18 protein-coding genes, 1 other RNA gene and 2 pseudogenes are annotated in these 20,052 nt (G+C 54.6%); 10 read left to right on the top strand and 11 right to left on the bottom strand.

Translation table 11 applies throughout. From position 1 onward, the window contains the following. Positions 1-239 precede the first annotated feature (239 nt). The 6 genes from F9C28_RS16545 (at position 240) to F9C28_RS16520 (ending at position 7,178) form a co-directional block, all read left to right on the top strand. Positions 240-1,070, top strand: coding sequence for an alpha/beta fold hydrolase (locus tag F9C28_RS16545; RefSeq protein WP_199016408.1), 831 nt, complete (start codon positions 240-242; stop codon positions 1,068-1,070). A gap of 533 nt (positions 1,071-1,603) precedes the next feature. Beyond that, positions 1,604-2,992 carry an APC family permease gene (locus tag F9C28_RS16540; RefSeq protein WP_199016407.1) on the top strand — a complete coding sequence of 463 codons (1,389 nt, stop codon included), beginning with the start codon at positions 1,604-1,606 and terminating at the stop codon, positions 2,990-2,992. 337 nt (positions 2,993-3,329) lie between these two features. Next, the gene (locus F9C28_RS16535; protein ID WP_199016406.1) at positions 3,330-4,376 is read left to right on the top strand and encodes a LacI family DNA-binding transcriptional regulator; all 1,047 of its coding nucleotides are present in this window, start codon (positions 3,330-3,332) and stop codon (positions 4,374-4,376) included. Positions 4,377-4,594: 218 nt separating this feature from the next. Further along, positions 4,595-5,920: an MFS transporter gene (locus F9C28_RS16530; protein WP_199016412.1), complete on the top strand. Its 1,326-nt coding sequence runs from the start codon at positions 4,595-4,597 to the stop codon at positions 5,918-5,920. A gap of 21 nt (positions 5,921-5,941) precedes the next feature. Then, positions 5,942-6,706, top strand: coding sequence for an SDR family NAD(P)-dependent oxidoreductase (locus F9C28_RS16525; RefSeq protein WP_199016405.1), 765 nt, complete (start codon positions 5,942-5,944; stop codon positions 6,704-6,706). Positions 6,707-6,764: 58 nt separating this feature from the next. Next, positions 6,765-7,178, top strand: a complete 414-nt coding sequence (locus tag F9C28_RS16520; RefSeq protein WP_199016411.1) for an RbsD/FucU domain-containing protein — start codon at positions 6,765-6,767, stop codon at positions 7,176-7,178. Between the two features lie 21 nt (positions 7,179-7,199). Here F9C28_RS16520 and F9C28_RS16515 read toward each other — a convergent pair whose 3' ends face one another. Next, positions 7,200-7,994, bottom strand: a complete 795-nt coding sequence (locus tag F9C28_RS16515; RefSeq protein WP_199016404.1) for an SDR family NAD(P)-dependent oxidoreductase — start codon at positions 7,992-7,994, stop codon at positions 7,200-7,202. A gap of 263 nt (positions 7,995-8,257) precedes the next feature. Next, positions 8,258-8,965, bottom strand: a complete 708-nt coding sequence (locus tag F9C28_RS16510) for a dihydrofolate reductase family protein (protein ID WP_199016403.1) — start codon at positions 8,963-8,965, stop codon at positions 8,258-8,260. Between the two features lie 254 nt (positions 8,966-9,219). Here F9C28_RS16510 and F9C28_RS16505 point away from each other — a divergent pair, with 254 nt between their 5' ends. Both F9C28_RS16505 and F9C28_RS16500 read left to right on the top strand, forming a co-directional pair. Next, positions 9,220-10,116, top strand: a complete 897-nt coding sequence (locus F9C28_RS16505; RefSeq protein WP_199016402.1) for an AraC family transcriptional regulator — start codon at positions 9,220-9,222, stop codon at positions 10,114-10,116. Positions 10,117-10,439: 323 nt separating this feature from the next. Further along, the gene (locus F9C28_RS16500) at positions 10,440-11,096 is read left to right on the top strand and encodes a nitroreductase family protein (RefSeq protein WP_199016401.1); all 657 of its coding nucleotides are present in this window, start codon (positions 10,440-10,442) and stop codon (positions 11,094-11,096) included. A gap of 146 nt (positions 11,097-11,242) precedes the next feature. Here the strand turns inward: F9C28_RS16500 and F9C28_RS16495 are convergent, their stop codons facing one another. The 7 genes and pseudogenes from F9C28_RS16495 to F9C28_RS16470 all read right to left on the bottom strand — a co-directional run bounded on the left by F9C28_RS16495 (position 11,243) and on the right by F9C28_RS16470 (position 16,973). After that, positions 11,243-12,118, bottom strand: coding sequence for an MBL fold metallo-hydrolase (locus F9C28_RS16495; protein WP_199016400.1), 876 nt, complete (start codon positions 12,116-12,118; stop codon positions 11,243-11,245). A gap of 519 nt (positions 12,119-12,637) precedes the next feature. After that, on the bottom strand, positions 12,638-13,249 hold the full coding sequence (locus F9C28_RS16490; RefSeq protein WP_199016399.1) for an isochorismatase family protein: 612 nt from the start codon (positions 13,247-13,249) through the stop codon (positions 12,638-12,640). Between the two features lie 408 nt (positions 13,250-13,657). Further along, positions 13,658-13,780 (bottom strand): annotated as a pseudogene (locus F9C28_RS20195) (hypothetical protein); the annotation flags it as partial. Between the two features lie 177 nt (positions 13,781-13,957). Beyond that, positions 13,958-14,320: a transfer-messenger RNA gene (ssrA, locus tag F9C28_RS16485) on the bottom strand. A gap of 85 nt (positions 14,321-14,405) precedes the next feature. After that, positions 14,406-15,588, bottom strand: a pseudogene (locus F9C28_RS16480) (acetyl-CoA C-acetyltransferase). 10 nt (positions 15,589-15,598) lie between these two features. Next, positions 15,599-16,258 (bottom strand): CoA transferase subunit B, encoded by a 660-nt coding sequence (locus tag F9C28_RS16475; RefSeq protein ID WP_199016398.1) that lies wholly within the window; start codon positions 16,256-16,258, stop codon positions 15,599-15,601. A gap of 10 nt (positions 16,259-16,268) precedes the next feature. Beyond that, entirely contained in the window at positions 16,269-16,973 is a 705-nt protein-coding gene (locus F9C28_RS16470) for a CoA transferase subunit A (RefSeq protein ID WP_199016397.1), read from the bottom strand. A gap of 135 nt (positions 16,974-17,108) precedes the next feature. Here F9C28_RS16470 and F9C28_RS16465 point away from each other — a divergent pair, with 135 nt between their 5' ends. Continuing rightward, positions 17,109-18,011, top strand: a complete 903-nt coding sequence (locus tag F9C28_RS16465) for a LysR family transcriptional regulator (RefSeq protein ID WP_199016396.1) — start codon at positions 17,109-17,111, stop codon at positions 18,009-18,011. A 2-nt stretch (positions 18,012-18,013) separates the two neighbouring features. Here F9C28_RS16465 and F9C28_RS16460 read toward each other — a convergent pair whose 3' ends face one another. Further along, positions 18,014-18,712 carry a GntR family transcriptional regulator gene (locus tag F9C28_RS16460; protein ID WP_199016395.1) on the bottom strand — a complete coding sequence of 233 codons (699 nt, stop codon included), beginning with the start codon at positions 18,710-18,712 and terminating at the stop codon, positions 18,014-18,016. Positions 18,713-18,870: 158 nt separating this feature from the next. Here F9C28_RS16460 and F9C28_RS16455 point away from each other — a divergent pair, with 158 nt between their 5' ends. Next, the gene (locus F9C28_RS16455; RefSeq protein ID WP_199016394.1) at positions 18,871-19,704 is read left to right on the top strand and encodes a fumarylacetoacetate hydrolase family protein; all 834 of its coding nucleotides are present in this window, start codon (positions 18,871-18,873) and stop codon (positions 19,702-19,704) included. 9 nt (positions 19,705-19,713) lie between these two features. Here F9C28_RS16455 and F9C28_RS20190 read toward each other — a convergent pair. Next, positions 19,714-20,052: hypothetical protein (locus F9C28_RS20190; protein WP_233149125.1), on the bottom strand; the 339-nt coding region annotated here is incomplete at its 5' end.

Raw genomic sequence — 20,052 nt, 5'->3', positions numbered from 1 at the left:
CGGGCAGCACTGCTGTCCGCCTGTTTCTGCTCTCCTGTCCTGCGTAATCCCTCTCTTGTGGTACTGATCCTCCGGGTAAAAATACCTTTCTGTTCCCCTCTGGCAATAGTCCTGTGGCGTGCCAGTAAGGCCAAATGGTCTACGCTGATAAAGCTATAGTGCTGCAGATCAGGGCGCGAGCGCCGCGGTGTTCATGTCCAGAATGCACTGACCCGACTACCTACCACAGGAGTATCGCTATGGGATTCGTGACAACACCGGATGGGGTGGAGATTTTTTTTAAAGACTGGGGCCCGAAGGATGCGCCAGTGGTCTATTTTCACCACGGTTGGCCGCTGAGTGCCGATGACTGGGATGCTCAGATGCTGTTTTTCCTCGCCGAGGGGTTCCGTGTTGTGGCCCATGACCGGCGGGGCCACGGCCGCTCCGGCCAGGTCTGGGATGGCCATGATATGGACCATTACGCGGATGATGTGCTGGCGGTGGTAAAACACCTCGATCTGCACCATGTGGTCCACGCCGGGCACTCCACCGGCGGCGGTGAAGTTATCCATTATGTGGCGCGCCACGGGGATGCCCGGGTCGCGAAGGCGGTGCTTATCAGTGCGGTGCCCCCCATTATGGTACAGACCCCGGCTAACCCCGGCGGGCTGCCCAAATCGGTGTTTGATGATTTCCAGCATCAGGTGGCCACCAACCGCGCCCAGTTCTACCACGATATCGCCGCCGGGCCCTTTTACGGCTTCAACCGGGATGGGGCGACCGCCCAGCCTGGGGTGATCCTCAACTGGTGGCGCCAGGGGATGATGGGCAGCGCCAAAGCGCATTATGACGGGATAGTGGCATTCTCACAGACCGATTTTACTGAGGATCTCCAGCGGGTAGCGGTTCCGGTGCTGGTGATGCACGGGGATGATGATCAGATAGTTCCCTATGCAGACTCCGGCCCGCTGTCGGCAAAATTGCTGAAAAACGGCACCCTGAAGACCTACCCGGGTTACCCCCACGGCATGCCGACTACTCATGCCGCCACCATCAATGCCGATCTGCTGGCGTTTATTCGTAGTTGAGTGCGCTTTCTGTGACGTGAAACGGGACAGACCTCCGGTATTCGGAGGCTGTTCTGCACCGTCTGGTGTGGAAATTCAGCGAATGGAGTAAAATTGTAGCGTTGCTGTTAAAACGTATCGTGCCTTTAGGGGACGAAAATCATAATATGCGCATCACAGGTAGGTGATACCTGATGCACTGACCCGCGCTGGGGGATAAATAACCAATAATCCCGGCGAGCATCATAGGGCCTGAGCGGAGCCTGGCCTGAGTATTTGCTGGTGAACCAGCCATTTCCCGGATGTCGCGTTAAGGAGCGCAGGCGGCAACGGGGCTTCAGTTAATACTTAACGACTGTGACGAGGAAATGAGATGATGCAAATGTTCACATACTCCCGGGGCGAGAGTGGCGCTACCTGTCACCCTGTCTGCGCCTTTGCGGATATCTCCCGGAGTGCAGGCTCCCTTTTTATACCGGCCACCCCATTGCACCGCAGGATGACATTCAGGAAAACACCCATGAATGCCGGCGTACGCATGGGGGGGCTGGCTTATGGCGACTAATTCCTCTTTTAACACCCCACCCGCCGGTAAAACCCGGCTGCGAAAATCACTGAAGTTGTGGCAAGTGGTGATGATGGGCCTCGCCTATCTGACACCGATGACCGTATTTGATACCTTCGGCATTGTATCTGGCATCAGCGATGGCCACGTACCGGCCTCATATTTGCTGGCGCTGGCCGGGGTACTGTTTACGGCAATCAGCTACGGCAAACTGGTCCGCCAGTTTCCGGAGGCGGGATCGGCCTATACCTATGCCCAGAAGTCCATTAGCCCCTATGTGGGGTTTATGGTGGGCTGGTCATCGTTGCTCGACTATTTATTCCTGCCGATGATTAACGTGCTGCTGGCGAAGATTTATCTGTCGGCCATGTTCCCGGAGGTGCCCCAGTGGATATGGGTAGTGGGCTTTGTGGCGATCCTGACGGCGGCCAACCTTAAAAGCGTCAATCTGGTGGCTAACTTTAATACCCTGTTTGTGCTGGTGCAGGTCGCCATCATGGTGGTGTTTATCGTGCTGGTGATCCAGGGGCTACATAAAGGGGAAGGGGTTGGCACGGTGTGGTCACTGCAGCCGTTTATCAGTGAAAATGCGCACCTGATCCCAATCATTACCGGGGCGACCATTGTCTGTTTCTCATTCCTCGGCTTTGATGCGGTCACCACCCTGTCGGAAGAGACGCCAGACGCGGCGCGGGTGATCCCGCGGGCGATTTTCCTGACGGCGATGTACGGCGGGATTATCTTTATTGCCGCCTCTTTCTTTATGCAGCTTTTCTTCCCGGATATCAGCCGCTTTAAAGACCCCGACGCCGCACTACCGGAAATCGCGCTGTATGTGGGCGGCAAATTGTTCCAGTCAATTTTCCTGTGCACCACGTTTGTGAATACCCTCGCCTCGGGGCTGGCTTCGCACGCGAGTGTCTCGCGCCTGTTGTATGTGATGGGGCGGGATAACGTTTTCCCGGAGCGGGTATTTGGCTATGTCCACCCCAAATGGCGGACCCCGGCACTCAATGTGATTATGGTCGGTATCGTTGCCCTGTCGGCGCTGTTTTTTGACCTGGTGACGGCCACGGCGTTGATCAACTTTGGGGCGCTGGTGGCCTTTACCTTCGTTAACCTGTCGGTGTTTAACCACTTCTGGCGGCGTAAAGGCTATAACAAAACCTGGCAGGATCGCTTCCACTATCTGTTATTGCCGCTGGTCGGAGCGGCGACGGTAGGGGTGTTGTGGATAAACCTGGAGGCAACTTCGCTGACCCTCGGGCTGGTGTGGGCGGCACTGGGTATGCTGTATCTGGCTTATCTGACCCGGCGCTTTCGCAAGCCGCCGCCGCAGTTCCAGGAAAACACAGTAAGCCAGGCGCTGGAGTCGTAACCCCCCCGCGCGGGTGAATGTGTGTGATGTCATGTGGTTCAGGGCAGACGCGGGTCTGCCCTTTTTTATGGGTAATGGGTAATCACTTTTGGCGTGGATGCGCTTTACCGGCAATACACATTACCGGTTACATACTGCGCGCCGCCACGGCGGTTTTTTGTTTAGTAAACACTGGCGCCAGCCCATGACTGTTTTCACAAAAGCGTTATCGCGCTGGCCATATCCCGCCCGAAGACTTGTCTGGGTTACTTTTCCCTTATAGATTGCTTAAGCAGGGCCGGGGCATTATTAGGCGGCGGCTTCCGGGGCTCTGCCGGAATAATACAGGTACTGACAGATGGCAAATATTCGCGATGTAGCCCGTAAAGCCGGTGTTTCCATTACCAGCGTATCGAACCTGCTGAATAACCGCAGCCACCAGATGAGTGGGGAAACCCGTTTACGGATTGAACAAGCGATGGGCGAGCTGGGCTACCATCCGTTGAGAAATATGCCAGCCCAGGACAAAACACAATCCCCTATTATTGGCCTGTTAGTGCCCTCGATTGTGAACCCCAGTTTTTCGGCGCTGGCCCATGAAATTGATCTCGCCGCCCGGGCGTATCGCTACCGGGTATTACTGGGGAACTCTTACCGCCAGGAAGATGAAGAGCGCGCTTTTATTGACGATATGTTTTCCCAGGGGGTGCGCGGCATTATTGTTGCCGCCAGTGATATCCGCAAAACATACTTTGTGCGCGCGGCAGAGCGGGGAATGATGATAGTCAGTTACGATAATCGTTTCCCTGACGGTATCGCGGCGGAGGCGCGTATTGTTGATAGCGTCTCTATGGATAATATTGCCGCCGGGCGGCTGGCGGCGGAGCATCTTATTTCTCGCGGTTGTCGGCGGATTATTTTTGCCACTGAAGCCACCTTAACCCTGAGCCGCAGCCATAAAATTGAGGGCTTCCTGGCGGCAATGCGCCACGGCAATATTGCCTTACCCTACCGGGTAATTGAGGGGCAGGCCAACCGTGAATGTGGTGATGCGGAGATGTTTGAACTGGGCCAGGCGCTGGTGTCGCAAATCCTGGCTATCGATCCGCGCCCGGACGGTATTGTGGCAATTAATGATGCGCTGGGGATAGGGATGATGGTGGGCTTACGCGCTGCGGGGGTGGCTATTCCCGGGGAGATTTCCCTGGTCGGCATCGATAATATTTCGCTCTCGGGGCTGGCATCTCCGGCGCTGACTTCGGTGATGCCGCCACTGGCACAAATGGCGCGGCTGATGGTGGAGCGGGTGATCCGCCGCATGGCACAGCCAGGGTTGCCCCCCGGGGAGTATTTGTTTGCCCCGCAATTGATTAGCCGGCAATCGGTACGTATAGCGGGGCATTAATATATTTATAGATATAGTGGCGCGGGGAATATCCCCGAACCGGAAATTATTTTTGAAAAAATACCGATATATATACGCGGGTGAAAATATAGCCCGGGGTGCCCTGCGCCTGTTATATCAATGATGCGTTTATATTCGCCGAAATGGAATGTTGACTATCGGGCCAGGTTTTGGCTCCGGTTATCTTTTGCTCTGCGTGCTCTACAGGAATGACGATGATGTCAAAAAATACACTGCTGGATACAGAAAAAAGCGCAATTAGAAAGCTGACGTTGCATATTGTCCCATTGATGATTTTATTATACTTCCTGGCCTTTCTTGACCGTAATAATATGGCGTATGCCGCCATGGCGCTGGAGGATAGTCTGGGGCTGAGCGCGTCGGCCTTTGGTTTTGCCTCGGGGATATTTTTTATTGGTTACTTTTTATTTGAGATCCCCAGCAATGCGGGGACGGTTAGGTTCGGCCCGCGGATATGGTTTACGCGTATTTTAATTAGCTGGGGGATTTTTGCTACCCTGCTGGGCTTTGTCCGCACGCCGATGGAGCTCTATATTTGCCGCTTTATGTTAGGGGTTTGCGAAGCCGGGTTCTTCCCCTCGGTGGTTTATTATTTCACAATATTCTTTCCGCCTAAATATCGCACCCGCATCCTCGGGATGTTTATTATTGTTCAGCCACTGTCCAATGCGATTGGCTCGCCGATCTCCGGGTTTATTCTCAATATCGATAACGGCTGGTTCGGCCTTGCATCATGGCAGTGGCTATTTATTATCGAAGGGATACCGCCGATTATTATCGGGCTGTTGCTGCCCTTTATTATTAAAAACTCACCGCAGGAAGTCGGTTACCTGAACCGCGCGGAGAAAGCCTGGCTGATGGAGAGCGTGGAACGCTCAACATCCGGCACAAAAATCACCTTAGCGGATTTCTTATCCGGCATAAAAAACCCGCAATATCTGCGCTATGCGCTGCTCAACTTTGGCATGGTATGCGGTATTTATGGCTTTGGCATGTGGCTGCCTTCGATTATTAGCGCCATCACCGGCGATGATATTTTCCGCGTCAGTATGCTGGCCCTGATCCCCTATGGCCTGGCCGCATTGTTGATTTACCCCTGGAGCCTGCTGGCCAGTAAGACCCGCAAAATTGCCGTGTTTGCCGGTGTCAGTATGGTGCTGGCCGCCCTGGGGCTGGTGGAGGCCGTGGCGTTCTTTGGCTATAACCTGTGGGTTTCGCTGTCGTTTTTATGTCTTGCCGCTATCGGTATTTACACCTCTGTACCGCCGTTCCTGTCGATGCCTGCCAGCATATCTACCGGCGCCGCTGCGGCAGCCGGGCTGGCGGTGGTGAGCAGTATCGGCAACATCGGCGGCTTTGTTGCCCCCTATGTGGTGGGGGTGCTCAACGACATCACCCACAGCCGCACCCCCGGGCTTATCTTCCTGTCTTTATGCTTACTGGTTACTGGCCTTATCTGCATTTTCTACTGTAGCCGTCAGCGTGAGGGCGTTATTCACAGTGCGTCTTATGACGAAAAATAGTCATTACCGAGGAGTTCATTTATGGGTCATCTTACGGGTAAAAGGGTATTGATTACCGGCTCTGAGCAGGGGATCGGCTGGGCCACGGCGGAGGGATTGATCCGCGCCGGTTGTGATATCTATCTTCACTACCACAGTGGCGAAGAGGGGCCGAAAGCGCTGATTGCGCTGGCGGCGTCCCTGGGGCAAAGGGCCGCCTGCGGTTATGCGGATCTGATTGACAGTGAACAGGCGCAGCGCTGTGTCCAGGCGGGGGCTGATTTCCTCGGCGGTATTGATATTTTGATCAATAACGTGGGGGGCATTGTCGGGCGGAAATGGCTGGGGGAGATTGACCATACGTTCTGGCAAACCGTGCTGGATGTCAATATGACCACGGTGCTGAATGTCACACAAAGCGCCTTGCCTTACCTTAAGTCTGCCCCTGACGGGGCCAGTATTGTCAACCTGGCATCGCTGGCGGGCCGCTCGGGGGGGCATTCCGGGTCGCTGGTGTACTCCACCACCAAAGGGGCCGTGCTGACCTGGACCCGTTCACTTGCCGCTGAATTAGGGGAGTTTGGTATCCGGGTGAATGCGGTGGCCCCGGGGCTTATCCTTGGCACCCGTTTCCATGAACGCCATACCACTCAGGCATCCGCCGCGCAGACGATCCAGACCATTCCGCTCGGCAGGGCGGGAACCCCCGAGGATGTGGCGCGGGTGATTTGCTTCCTGGCCGCGGAATACGATGGTTTTGTCTCGGGCGCGACCATTGATATTAACGGCGGTGTTTACCGGATGTAATCTCCCCCAGGCCGTGGCCGGTATTTACGGTGGCGGCCGCTATCCAGTGAGAATGATGATGATTAAAACGGAACTGATCCATCCGGCGTTAATTGGCGCCCTGGCGAAGTGTGGCCATAAAACCCAGGTGCTGATTGCCGACAGTAATTACGCGGTGGTGACCAATGCGCCGCGCCAGGCGGAGGTTGTCTATTTAAACCTCTCGCCGGGGGTGCTGCCGGCACCGCTGATTCTGGAGAAACTTCTCAGCTGTATTAATGTCGAGCAGGCCACCATGATGGCCTGCCCGGCAGGGTTTACTAACACCGTTGTCGCCGAGTATCAGCAGTTACTGCCGGCCGGTTGCCCGCTGGTGTATCTGCCCCGCGAGGGGTTCTACTGCCAGGTAAAATCGGAGCAGACGCTGCTGGTGATTGCCTCCGGCGAGCAGCGGCGTTTTGCTAACCTGCTGCTGACGGTGGCCCCGGTATAACCGGATACGCCTGGTCCTGGATCAAACAATATCGTCGATGACGCCGCCATCTACCCGTAGCGCAGCCCCGGAGGTGGCAGACGCCTGTAGCGAGCAGACGTAAACCACCATATTGGCCACTTCCTCTACCGAGGCGGCGCGCTGGATAACCGAGGCGGGGCGGTTGGCCATAACAAACTCCTTCGCCAGCTGTTCCAGGGGCTTACCGGTTTTTGCTACTTCGTCTTTCATCATCTCGGCAAAGCCGTCAGAGAGTGTCGGGCCAGGCAGCACGCTGTTTACCGTGACCCCGCTACCGGCGACAAATTTCGCCAGCCCGCGCGCCAGGGAAAGCTGCGCTGTTTTGGTTACCCCGTAGTGGATCATATCCGCCGGGATATTGCAGGCGGACTCAGAGGAGATAAACACCACGCGCCCCCAGCCTTTTTCTACCATGGCGGGGAGCAGCGCCCGGGACAGGCGGACACCGGACATGACATTGGTCTGCCAGTAATTTTCCCAGGTGGCGTCATCCGTGGCGTAAAAGTCTTGCGGGCCATAGATCCCGGCGTTATTCACCAGAATATCGACCCCGCTTAATGTGCCCAGTAGCTGTTCCACCCCGGCGGCGCTGCTGAGATCGGCAATGGCGGGGTAGAGTGTTGCGCCATGAATATCATGCTGTAAGCGGGTTATCGCCCCCTGGACACTCTGGGCGCTGCGGCCGTTAATAATCACGTCTGCGCCGCTTTCCGCCAGCCCTTTGGCAATGGCGAAACCAATGCCCCCGGTGGATGCCGTTACCAGGGCAACTTTTCCGGATAAATCAATCTTCATGGTTGTGGCCTTGTTGATCAGATGGAGTGCTAAGTGTAGCCGCCAGTGATGCGGTGTCTTGTCCAAATGAGGGGCCATCTGGGAGGGTGCGCTGATGGAGGGTATTAATAACCGATTGTTTTATTGGTGATTAGTGGCAATTTATTTTTTGTCTGTGGTGGGGAAATAATCATCTTCCTGACGCGCGATAAACAAAATAGCGGAACCTTACCGTAGCAAGGCTCCGCTGGTCAGTATACCGGTGTCCGGCTGGTGGGGGTGATTCAGATCTTATGGAACTTATAGTTCAGCCAGACCATACCCTCTTGCAGTTTCTCAACTGAGATCAGCTCCAGGGCTTGCCCGCTGGCCGGTAGCTCATCGGCCTGGCCGCGATATTCAAAGATGGACGAAATCCCGGAAAGGCCATCGATACCCGGATAAATCAACAGGCTGAGTTCATCCAGCAGCCCCGCTTTCAGGAAGTTACCGTTAATGGTGCCGCCGCCTTCCAGGCGCAGGCGGGTAAAGCCAAACTCGCTGCCCAGCACCTCCATGGCGTGGGCAATATCCTGGCCGTCGGCACCGGCAAAGACATAAGAGACGTTGCAGTCGCGCAGGTGCTCCAGGTAGCCCGCGGAGACGTTTTCACCCAGCAGGGCGATAAAGTCATAGTCGGCATTTTTGTCGTATTTCACTTTGCCGCGCGGGTCAGTGACGATAAAAATACGTTTGCCGCGCCGGGGCGCCTTGAAGGTGGCGTGGTGCTGCGCCGCTGCTTCACCCTGATGGTCAAAGGTTCCCAGCGATAAAAACTCCTGTAAGGTGACGCGCCCGAGGATGGTGGCCTCACCGCCAACCTGTTCGGCGACCTGGAAATAAATGTCCAGCACCTCTTCGGCGCTCTTGCCATCAAACGGCTGGCTGTAACGGGTGGTGACCAGGCGGCCGTCAACAGTGGATTCCATATGTACAACAATTTGTGGTTTCATTACATTGTCCTGCATTTCACAAAAATCGCACACGGAAAGCGATTTGTCCGTCGCTACATAACCGTGCATCTCAGTCACGCCAGCGCCATACCCCTGAAGATATCAGTACTACCGGTATCTGGCTGCGTGTTGGTGAGCAAAATAGTAGCGAGTTTGGCAAACGATGTAATGCTTGTTACTGGCAGATTATTGCCTAATAATATCATCCGTCAGCAGCGGCTGGTGCGCTGCTACTTTTATAACGCCGGAGTGTGATGAAAACCTGTTACCCGCAACTGAAGGCACAGCTGCTTACACTGCTCCCCTGTACACTGAAGACGGCCACCGCCATTGACGGGCTGGGGCTTATCCGCCGTGATCTACCGGTAACGGATGAAAGCTGCATTTACCGGCCGATGATTGAGTTCATTATCCAGGGGGAGCGCAAATCCACCGTCGGTAGCGATACCCTGGCATACGGGGCCGGGGAGTTTATGGTGGCCGGTATTGACACCCCCTGTATTATCAGTGATATCCGGGTGGCCCCCGATACGCCATTCTTAGGGATTAACCTTGGGCTGGATCTGGCCCTGATCACCCAACTGATGCTGGAGATGGAAACAGGCAGCATCAGGAATGAGAGCCACAAAGGGCTGTGTATAACCCCCGCCACACCGGCACTGGCCGATGCCTTTTTACGGCTGCTGCGCTTGCTGGAATCTCCCCGGCATATTCCCATCCTGGCGCCGATGATAATCCGTGAGATCCACTACTATTTGCTGACCGGCCCGCTGGGGGAGTACCTGCAAGCCATCGCTACCGAGGGCTCCCACAGCCAGCGTATCGCCCAGTCGGTGAGCTGGTTACGGGCGCATTTTCTCGATCCGCTGGATATTAATGGCCTGGCCGATAGCGCCCATATGTCGCTGTCCACCTTTCACCGTCATTTCCGTAAGGTCACTTCTTATAGCCCGCTCCAGTATCAGAAGCGGTTACGCCTCTACGAAGCTCAGCGCCTGATGCTGGTGGAACATCTGGATGCCACGTCGACGGCGTTTCAGGTGGGCTACGAGAGCATCTCGCAGTTTAACCGGGAGTATAAGCGGGAGTTCGGCAATCCCCCCCAGCGCGATGTCGATCGGATGCGCTTTAGCGGCATTGAGCTGGATTAATCCCCGGCAGGCCAGAAAGTCGCGACAGGCATGATGGTATCTACAGTGCTCTTATGCCGCCTTACCTGTAGCTAACGCTTTATCAAGACAGATCATTTTCCCCGGGGAGAGATCCTGTTTGCTGTGTGGGCCGCTACATTGGTGATCATTGTCTGGCTACGCTTCCTATATTATGACGGTATCAGACTCAGATAGCGCTCTACCTTCCCCCCACGTAAATAATGGCATTCTGCGCTAAGCCAGGCTTGCTCCCGGCAGGTATAACCTAAGCAAAATGCGGACGCGGCTATCTGATTGAGCCGTTAAATACACTGGAGATTGTTGTGACCCACCCTATTATTCGCGATTTAAATACTCGTTACACCGTAAAGAAATATGACCCCGACAAACGTATCTCCGCTGAGGATATGGCGGTCATTAAAGAGGCGCTGCGCTTGTCGGCGTCTTCGATTAACTCCCAGCCGTGGAAATTTATTATTATCGAAAGTGACGAGGCTAAACAGCGCCTGCATGACAGCTTTGTGAACAAGCATCAGTTTAATCAGCCTCATGCGAAAGCGGCCTCCCACACTATCCTGTTTGCTTACGATCCGCGCTTCACCAAAGAAAAATTTAGCACCCGGGTGGATGCCGAAGTGAGCAGCGGTCATTTACCGGCGGACAGATATGATGCTTTTATGGGGGCTTATGCATTTGCTGAGGCGAATACTGACGCCAAAGGCGATAATGGCCACTGGACAAAAGCCCAGCTCTACCTTGCCCTGGGCAATACCCTGCATACCCTGGCACGCCTGGGGATCGGCTCGACCGCGATGGAAGGTGTTGATGCTGAAATGCTGACAGAGCTCTTTAAAGAAGAACTGGCGGGGCATATCTGCGAAGTAGCGCTGGCCATCGGCTATCATAAGGATGGCGAAGACTATAATTACGGCCTGCCTAAGGCCAGATTGCCGGCGCAAGCGGTGATCACCGTTATTTAATTTGTCGGGGCCGGACGTGGTCCAGCTGCAATATATAACGGCGGTAATAATAGTCGTTTTACCCGGCCATTACCGCAAGTAAAAAAGCCATCTGAATATCAGATGGCTTTTTAGTAGGGGCGAATAATTATCTATTTGGCACTGGCTCAGAGTGCCGGTGACCAGAGGTCATAATCCAGTGCGTAGCTGCTGCCTTCGCGGCGGATGCGCCCGGTGCCGGGGAGGTTAAAGTGCATGCCGCTGACGGTGATCCGGTCGGTCGCCACGCGATCCAGCATCTGGCCGCGGATCTGTGCTGCCTGGGCGGCATCGTTATCAAAGGCGATGGTCACTTCCGGCTGTGCGACCTGGATATGCGGGAAGTGGACAATATCCCCCCAGATCAGCAGCGAGGCATGTTCATCCCCCAGCAGATAGCCGGTGTGCCCGGGAGTATGGCCGAACAGAGGCACGGCCTGGATCCCCGGCAGGATAGCCTCTGCCGAGAACGGCACCAGTTTGTCATGGTAGGCGTCAAATGCATTACGGGCGAGCGTAAAGTAGGGCTTCGATCTCTCCGGCGCCCCGGCGGATACGGTCTCATCCCGCCAGAAGGCCAGCTCTTTTTCATGCAAAAACAGTTGCTGGACATTGCGGAAGTGCGGGGTCCTGAGCGGGCCCGCCAGGCCGCCGATATGGTCCGGGTGGCAGTGGGTGAGCAAAATGGTATCAATCTGGAGGGGGTCTACCCCCGCGGCGGCCAGCGCGACCGGTAAACGCCCGCCCCAGCCATTAATATTGCCGGCGCCGCTGTCAATCAGGATGGTTCGCTGGGCGGTCTGGACCACGTAGACGTTAATATTCAGCCGCGGGATCGCCGGGGCGCCGCGTTTTTCAAGCAGGGCCTCCGCTTTTGCGCCATCAATGCCGGATAGCAGCTCAAAACTTGCGTCCAGGTAACCGTCACTGAGCATCGTCACGGTCATATCGTTAATTTTTATACGGTTAACGGCAGGTGCCTGCCAGTTAGCTACAGATGCCATAACGGGCCTCGCTGGTAGTGTTGCTCACTCGACAATAATCACAGAGGCCCAACAGCAAGCCCCGACTGTTCATCATGTCTCAATATCAGCGACAGCGTGACAATAATTTTATCCGCCTGGTCACTGGCACATATTCCAGCAGGCGTTGGCAATGTTATCAAGGAGGGGGGCGGCCGTATTACATGAGCCCAACCGGGAAAGGCACGATAAAACGCGATAGATACCTGATTAGAGCAGTGAGTTTGATGTCATATGGCGATTAAGGCTATTTTTCAGAGTAAGAAATCGCGCGTAGGAAAAGGATCTCAAGAAGATCCTTTTTCGTTTACAACATCACTAATAAAACATTCAACCTCTCGTCGCCGAATTGCGGGAAGAGAGTAAGTCCCGTATTGCAAGTGACTTTAAGGCAATGAATTCTGAAGACGTCGTCATCGTACGGTTTTTGTTACCTGTTAATCCCGCAGGGAAAAAAATTGCCGGAACGCCAGTAAACTATCCGGAGCCCCGGCCATAGCGTTACAGGCGGGAGAACAGATCTTCAAACAGGAATTTGTTCAGTATTTTCCCTTCCGGGAGCGCCCAGCTTCTGGCAAGTTCAGCGACAATCTGCAGCGTTGAGACCGGAACCGCGCCTTCTTTCTCCATACGGCGCATGGCTGCCGATTCAGCCGTTTTGGTGACAGCCGCTGATGCATCTTCGACAACAAAAACCTCAAACCCTTCACGCAGTGCACGGATCGTTGGGAACGTCACACATACTTCCGTTGTCACGCCAGCGATAATTAGGCGATTACGGCCGGTATCTTTCACTGCTTTGGCGAATGCCGGATCCATATAAGCATCGACAATTCCTTCACGCTTAATACGGCTATCGTATTCTTCCGGTGCTACATCGCGTAGCTCTTTCATCAGCGGGCCCTGAGCTTCAGTCTCCATGCTCGTGGTCATGACAATCGGCATTCCAATTGCTTTAGCCGCTTTTGCCAGAAGCAGCGTGTTTCTTTTCAATTCGCCTCTGGGAATGGTACTGGTCCAGCCCATAGTACCATCCTGATGGTCAATCAATAACAGCGCGGCATTGTCGGCGGTCAGTAATTCATAAGCTTCACGTTGATTGATGGTGTTCATGTTGGCTACCTTTTTTCAGAAGCGGGATTGCTTTCGGGAATAAGAGTAGAATGGTTTAGCTGCGTTATTAATTGTAAAAATTTGACAATCTTGAATAGAAAATTTAACTAAGAACAAAAAAATCAAAAGGTAAGATAATTTGTTTGCTTAATAAACAACAGGTTATAATTGGCTTGTATAAGTAATGGTTTTATAGGTTTATTTATATTCCATTTATGTTTCTGCTGTGAATAGTGATATTTATCCGGAAATACATATTATATTTACGGCTTTTTATTGACGTAGTTATGCTGAGGGTAATTATGTTTGACCAACATGATATATGGTCAGAATAAATATTCTGGTGCCAGCGATAGCGGATGCCAGCGGGATTGCAGGTCAGTTATCTTGGGCATAGTCACCGGTTACACTGGATTTGATCAGTAGCTCAAGGCCATCGCCATCATAAAGCACATAGTCCGCCTCTTTGGGTTTGGCGAATTCGATTTCCTTAACGGGTAGGGGGTTGTCTTGCCATTGCCGGGTTTCCATAGTTTTAGGTATCTCAAAAACAATAAAGCTTTATGAGGTGCCTAAAAGGTTCGGATTTAATGCGTTCTTTTCGGACTTCGCGGGGTAAATTTCAGGCACAAAAAAGCCCGCATGGCTTGTGCCGTGCGGGCTTTCAGGACTTCGTATCAGGCTCTGGTGACCATCAACAAAGAATTTTGGTGGAGCTGGCGGGAGTTGAACCCGCGTCCAAAATTCCTACATCCTCGGTACTACATGCTTAGTCAGTCTTTACATTCGCCTGGCACCTGCGGACAGACACGCCACTACCAAACTAGCCTGATTAAATTTAGTGCTTCAACCCCAGGCAAGGCATCCACACGATCTCTTTTGGGTTTGACCTCTCTTGATCCCCGTCCTAAGAGCGGAGGCTAGGGAGAGAGGGCTCTGAGCAGGTTATTAAGCTGCTAAAGCGTAGTTTTCGTCGTTTGCGACTATTTTTTTGCGGCTTTTAACGAGGCCAACCGCCCCTCGGCATGCACCTTGGGTTTCGCGAATCCTGTCGAATCCAGAATCAGCCCCAAAATGTAAGACGGAGTATAACAGACTTCCGCCAGGCGCCGCCAGCAGTGTTTTTATCTGCCCGCGCTGCGTATCGGCTATTGGGCTATGCCCGCTCCAGCGCCATTGCCACCCCTTGTCCGCCCCCGATACACAACGTGGCTAACCCTTTTTGCGCATTGCGGCGGCACATTTCGTGGATCAGCGTCACCAGAATACGGCAGCCGGAGGCGCCAATCGGATGGCCCAGGGCAATAGCCCCGCCGTTCACATTCACGTTATCGGCGTTCCATTCAAGGTTTTTCCCCACCGCCAGCGCCTGGGCCGCGAACGCTTCATTGGCCTCGATCAGGTCAACTTCATCAAGGTTCCAGCCCGCTCTGCTCAGGCAGTGGCGGGTGGCATAAACCGGTGCAATCCCCATCATACTCGGGTCAACCCCGGCGCTGGCATAGGCGCGGATACGGGCCAGTACCGGCAACTGGTATTCTTGGGCTTTGGCGGCGCTCATCAGCAGTACCGCCGCGGCGCCGTCATTCAGGGTGGAGGCATTCCCCGCAGTGACGCTGCCGTCTTTGCTGAATGCCGGGCGTAACTGGGCAAGCATATCGGCACTGGTTTCAGCCCGGGGCTGCTCGTCCTGCCTGGGATAGCGTATGCTCCCCTTTGCGGCTGGTCAGGGCCACGGGGACAATTTCTGCCGCAAAACGACCGGCGGCGATGGCGGCGGCGGCTTTCTGCTGCGAACGGGCGGCAAACTGATCCTGGGATTCACGGCTGATACTGTACTCCCGGGCCAGATTTTCTGCGGTAAGCCCCATATGGTAATCATTAAACGCATCCCACAGCCCGTCCTGGATAAGGCTATCAATAATCTGCCCGTGACCAAGGCGCATACCGCTGCGGGACTGGGGCATCACATATGGCGCCAGGCTCATATTCTCCTGGCCACCGGCAATCATTATGTCCGCATCGCCGCACATAATGGCCTGCGCAGCCTGGTAGACCGCTTCCAGCCCGGAGCCGCACACTTTATTGATGGTGGTGGCAGACACTTCCCAGGGCAAACCGCTGTTCAGGGCGGTCTGGCGGGCGGGGTTTTGCCCGCAGCCTGCCGTCAGTACCTGGCCCATAATGACGCCATTCACCGATGCCGGGTCAATCCGGCTGCGGCGGAGCAGCTCCCGGGTAACAATGCTGCCCAGTTCTGTGGCGGGTACGGCGGATAACGCCCCCTGGAAGCGACCAATGGGGGTGCGTAGCGCCCCGGTTATCACAACATCTTGCATGGTGGCGTCCTCAGTTGAACTGCATTTCAGGCACAATGCCGGGGACCAGCACTTCACCCTCAGTTTTACTGAGGATCTCCTCAACACTGACACCCGGCGCGCGCTCCCTTAATACAAATGCTCCCTGCGCAATATCGAACCAGCCCAGCTCGGTCAGAACATGGCGAATGCAGGACACCCCGGTCAGGGGGAGGGTGCACTGGCGTAACAGCTTGGCGTTACCCTGTTTATCGGTATGGGTCATCATCACGATAATATTTTCAGCACCGGCCACCAGGTCCATGGCGCCGCCCATGCCTTTGATCAGTTTCCCCGGCACCATCCAGGAGGCAATATTGCCGGAGATATCCACCTCAAAGGCGCCGAGGATGGTGAGATCGATATGGCCGCCGCGGATCATGGCAAAGGATTCCGCAGAGCTAAAAATAGAGGCCCCAATACCGGCGGTGACGGTCTGCTTACCGGCGTTAATCATATCGGGGTCAGCGGTTTCTTCGGTGGGGAAGGGGCCGATACCCAGCAGGCCATTTTCCGATTGCAGCAAGACGTCGATGCCGCTGGGGATATAGTTCGCCACCAGCGTGGGCAAACCGATGCCCAGGTTGACGTAATAGCCGTCTTTTAATTCCTGCGCCACGCGCTGGGCCATTTGTTCACGGGTCAGAGCCATGGTTATCTCCTTAGCGGCCGTTACGTAAGGTGCGTTTTTCGATGCGTTTTTCAAATGTGCCCTGAATAACGCGATTCACATAAATGCCGGGGGTGTGGATTTGTGATGGCTCCAGCTCGCCGGGGGCGACCAGCTCTTCCACTTCCACCACGGTAATTTTCGCTGCGGTGGCCATGACCGGGTTAAAATTTTGCGCGGTATGGCGGTAGATAACATTGCCGTACCAGTCGGCTTTCCAGCCTTTGATAATGGCAAAGTCAGCGGTAATCGCCTGTTCGAGGATGTAATGGCGATTGTTAAATACACGGCTCTCTTTCCCTTCAGCAATGGCGGTGCCATAACCGGTTGCGGTATAAAACGCCGGGATACCGGCGCCACCCGCGCGAATTTTTTCCGCCAGGGTGCCCTGAGGAGTGAGTTCGACTTCCAGCTCGCCGCTCATCATCTGCTGTTCGAAGAGTGAGTTTTCGCCCACATAGGAGGCAACCATTTTGCGGATTTGCTGGTTTTGCAGCAGGGACCACAAACCAAAACCGTCAACCCCGCAGTTATTGGAAACCACCGTCAGTTGCCGGGGGCCGCGTAACTGGATGGCATTGATCAGGTTTTCAGGAATGCCGCACAGGCCAAAGCCCCCGGCCAGTAGCGTCATGTTATCTTCCAGCCCAGCCAGCGCTTCTGCATAACTGGAAACACGTTTATCCAGCCCTGCCATATTTGCCTCCGACGAATATTGTTGTGTTTTTGTTAATCAGAGCGTAAACGTGATGAACTTATTTTTTAAATTTGTTTTTCCGCGCCTTTTATTTACTTTTTTTATTAATCGCTATCTTTGTGAGGTGGCTCCCAAATGACGGTAAAACAGCTACGGGCTTTTCTGGCGGTGGCCCAGCACCTGAATTTTTTACAGGCCAGTGAGCAGTTACATATGTCGCAACCGGCCCTAAGCCTGGCGGTAAAAGGGCTGGAGGAGTATCTGGGGGGCGCGTTGCTGATCCGCACCACGCGCAGTGTCACGCTAACACCGGAAGGGGAGCTCTTTGTTGGCCTTGCCCGCCAGCTACTGGCGGACTGGGACAGTATCCAGGACAAGATGCGCCAGCGCTTTACCCTGCAACAGGGGGCTGTTTCCGTGGCGGCGATCCCGGCCTTTGCCGCCAACCATTTACCCGGTTTGCTGAAGCGGTTTTATGACCGCTTTCCGGGGATCCATATCACGGTACATGATGTGATTAATGAGCAGGTGATGGAGATGGTGCGCGCCAGAAAAGTGGAGATCGGGGTCTGTTTTGAACCGCCGCCCGGCAGCAGCCTGCAATTTGAACCGCTGGGCAGTGACAAGCTGGTCGCGGTGCTGCCCGCCGATTCTCCCCTGGCCAGGCGGGCCACCGTGAGCTGGGCGCAACTACAGCAGTATGCACATATCGCGCTGCAGCGGCCCTCGGCACTGCGATTACTGCTTGAGCAGCGCCTGGCAAAGCACGGGATGGCGCTGGAAGTCGCCTTCGAAAGCCATCACCTGGCCACCATCGGGCGGATGGTGGCCTGCGGCCTGGGATGCAGTGCGGTACCGGAGTTATGTCTTAGCCAGATGCACGAGCTGGGGGCAGTGTGCCGCCCGCTGAAGGGCCCGGAGATCGTGCAGCGGGTTGGGATGGTCACCAGTGGGCCCGATATCCTGTCCGCTGCCGCAGGCGCACTGGCGGAGGTGATCCGCAGCGCGCCTTCCCCCTGGGGGGCGACAGGGCAGTAATATCAGGTCAGCGCTTTGTTTTGCAACACAATAGCCATGGTTTTCAGATAATGGTCGGTAAGCCTTTTCACCGCCAGCGGGATATCCCTGGCAAGCGCCGCTTCCATCAGTTCGCGGTGTTCCTGGGCAATATTTCGCTGTTGGGTGGCCGGTGAGCAAATCGCCTGAGCGCGATAGCGTAATGTCTGGTCCCGCAGGGTGTCGACAAAACGCAGCAGCCAGCTGGAAGGGCAGTTGGCTAACAGAGCGGAGTGGAAGGCTTCGTGGGCTTCTTCCCAGTCAGGGTTTAACAGCTGTGTCCCGGTGCTCTGCATGTCATAGCGTTCCAGCCGGTGGTTGGCCGCCACCAGTCGGCTCTCCCATTCGATATCCGCATGGAGGATGGACAGCTCCAGCGCTTTGCATTCGATGTGTAAGCGGGTCAGGGTAATGTCCTGAAGCTCGGCGGCGGAAACCTGTTCCACCCGGAAACCTTTTTGATCAACCACGCTCACAAAACCGGTCATCGCCAGGCGCGATAGCGCTTCGCGCAGCGGGATCACCCCGGCACTGTAATACTCGGCAAGTTCTTTCAGGCGCATTTTACTGCCCGGTCTCAGCCGCCCGTTAATGATATCCCGACGTACGTGTTCCTCAAGCTGTGAGGCCATGGTTCTTTTATTATTCAGTGTATTACTATCATTCAGCACGTCGCCAGACATGATAATACTCCCCCCGTAGATGCATCCGTTGGCAAAATTATATACAGATCACAGTATTAATATAAAACTCAAAAATATATATTTTATGTTGAAAATATATCATCTGCTGATTAGCCTGAAACCGTTAGTTAACTTTTCATTAACAATGAGGTCAGGCTATGCGTTACGTTTATTTTCAGTATCAGAATCGTCCCGTGCTGGGTGTGCAGGTGGCAAATGGCGTTAAGATCCTCGGGGATGAGTCGCTGGCGTCGTTACTGAAGCGCGGGGTTGATTTGGCCCAATACGGCGCAGAAGCCCAGGGGGAGGTGATTGCCGTTGATGAGCAAAGCTACCTGCCGGTGCTGACCCAGCCAGGCAAGATTATTTGTGTTGGCCTTAACTACGCGGACCACACGAAAGAGTCCCCGTATGCGCAGCCCGATTACCCGACGGTTTTCCCCCGTTTTAATAGCAGCCTGCTGGCCCATAACCAGCCGATTATCCTGTCGAAACTGTCCGATACCCTCGACTACGAAGGTGAGCTGGCCGTGGTGTTAAAAAGCGGTGGCCGCTATATCAGCAAAGCGCAGGCCTTGTCCCATGTTGCCGGATACGCCCTGTTTAATGATGCCTCAGTGCGGGAATACCAATTCCTTACCCCCCAGTGGACCGTGGGTAAAAACTTCGATGATACCGGCGCATTTGGCCCGTCATTAGTGACCGCCGATGAGCTGCCCGCCGGTGCCAAAGGGCTGCTGCTCCAAACCCGCGTTAACGGTGAAGTTGTACAGTCCGCCAATACCGCAGACATGCTGTTTGATGTCGCCACGCTGATTTCGACCCTGAGCGAAGCGATCACCCTCGAGGCCGGGGATGTTATCGTCACCGGTACCCCGTCTGGTGTTGGCTTTGGTATGGATCCCAAACGCTACCTGAAAGCGGGGGATGTGGTTGAGGTGAGCGTTGAGCAGGTCGGCGTATTACGCAATCCGGTAGTAGCAGAAAAATAACAGCACTTATTACCCGATTACTCTACACCTGCTACCGGAGGCAATATGACTATAGAACCACGCGGCATTCACTCTATTGACCATTTTGCGCTTTTTGTTCCTTCCCTGAGTGATGCGGAATATTTCTATCAACATTTTGGCCTGGAGGTGAGCCGCGAAGCGTCCCACCTGATGGCCCGCGCCGCTGACGGGCACCTGTGGATGAAGATTTATCCCGCAGAGCGCAAGCATCTGGCCTATATCAGTTTTAGAACCTATCCCAAAAGGAATTGTCAGATCGAAAATAATGGCAATTTTTGAGGGCGAAGTATGACGGGCAACAAGTGGCAGATCAGCGATGAACTCTGG

This window comes from Shimwellia pseudoproteus, from assembly GCF_016415625.1.
GTDB lineage: Bacteria > Pseudomonadota > Gammaproteobacteria > Enterobacterales > Enterobacteriaceae > Shimwellia > Shimwellia pseudoproteus.
Note: the sequence above shows the minus strand (reverse complement) of the source record. Positions and strands in the feature narration are given on the sequence as shown.

Excerpts from the sequence above, each read along its gene's own strand:
- F9C28_RS16510 (WP_199016403.1), bottom strand. The coding sequence starts at position 8,965 with ATGAAACCACAAATTGTTGTACATATGGAATCCACTGTTGACGGCCGC.
- F9C28_RS16525 (WP_199016405.1), top strand. The coding sequence starts at position 5,942 with ATGGGTCATCTTACGGGTAAAAGGGTATTGATTACCGGCTCTGAGCAG.
- F9C28_RS16540 (WP_199016407.1), top strand. The coding sequence starts at position 1,604 with ATGGCGACTAATTCCTCTTTTAACACCCCACCCGCCGGTAAAACCCGG.
- F9C28_RS16460 (WP_199016395.1), bottom strand. The coding sequence starts at position 18,712 with ATGTCTGGCGACGTGCTGAATGATAGTAATACACTGAATAATAAAAGA.
- F9C28_RS16520 (WP_199016411.1), top strand. The coding sequence starts at position 6,765 with ATGATTAAAACGGAACTGATCCATCCGGCGTTAATTGGCGCCCTGGCG.
- F9C28_RS16535 (WP_199016406.1), top strand. The coding sequence starts at position 3,330 with ATGGCAAATATTCGCGATGTAGCCCGTAAAGCCGGTGTTTCCATTACC.
- F9C28_RS16495 (WP_199016400.1), bottom strand. The coding sequence starts at position 12,118 with ATGGCATCTGTAGCTAACTGGCAGGCACCTGCCGTTAACCGTATAAAA.
- F9C28_RS16545 (WP_199016408.1), top strand. The coding sequence starts at position 240 with ATGGGATTCGTGACAACACCGGATGGGGTGGAGATTTTTTTTAAAGAC.
- F9C28_RS16530 (WP_199016412.1), top strand. The coding sequence starts at position 4,595 with ATGTCAAAAAATACACTGCTGGATACAGAAAAAAGCGCAATTAGAAAG.
- F9C28_RS16490 (WP_199016399.1), bottom strand. The coding sequence starts at position 13,249 with ATGAACACCATCAATCAACGTGAAGCTTATGAATTACTGACCGCCGAC.
- F9C28_RS16515 (WP_199016404.1), bottom strand. The coding sequence starts at position 7,994 with ATGAAGATTGATTTATCCGGAAAAGTTGCCCTGGTAACGGCATCCACC.
- F9C28_RS16505 (WP_199016402.1), top strand. The coding sequence starts at position 9,220 with ATGAAAACCTGTTACCCGCAACTGAAGGCACAGCTGCTTACACTGCTC.
- F9C28_RS16465 (WP_199016396.1), top strand. The coding sequence starts at position 17,109 with ATGACGGTAAAACAGCTACGGGCTTTTCTGGCGGTGGCCCAGCACCTG.
- F9C28_RS16470 (WP_199016397.1), bottom strand. The coding sequence starts at position 16,973 with ATGGCAGGGCTGGATAAACGTGTTTCCAGTTATGCAGAAGCGCTGGCT.
- F9C28_RS16455 (WP_199016394.1), top strand. The coding sequence starts at position 18,871 with ATGCGTTACGTTTATTTTCAGTATCAGAATCGTCCCGTGCTGGGTGTG.
- F9C28_RS16475 (WP_199016398.1), bottom strand. The coding sequence starts at position 16,258 with ATGGCTCTGACCCGTGAACAAATGGCCCAGCGCGTGGCGCAGGAATTA.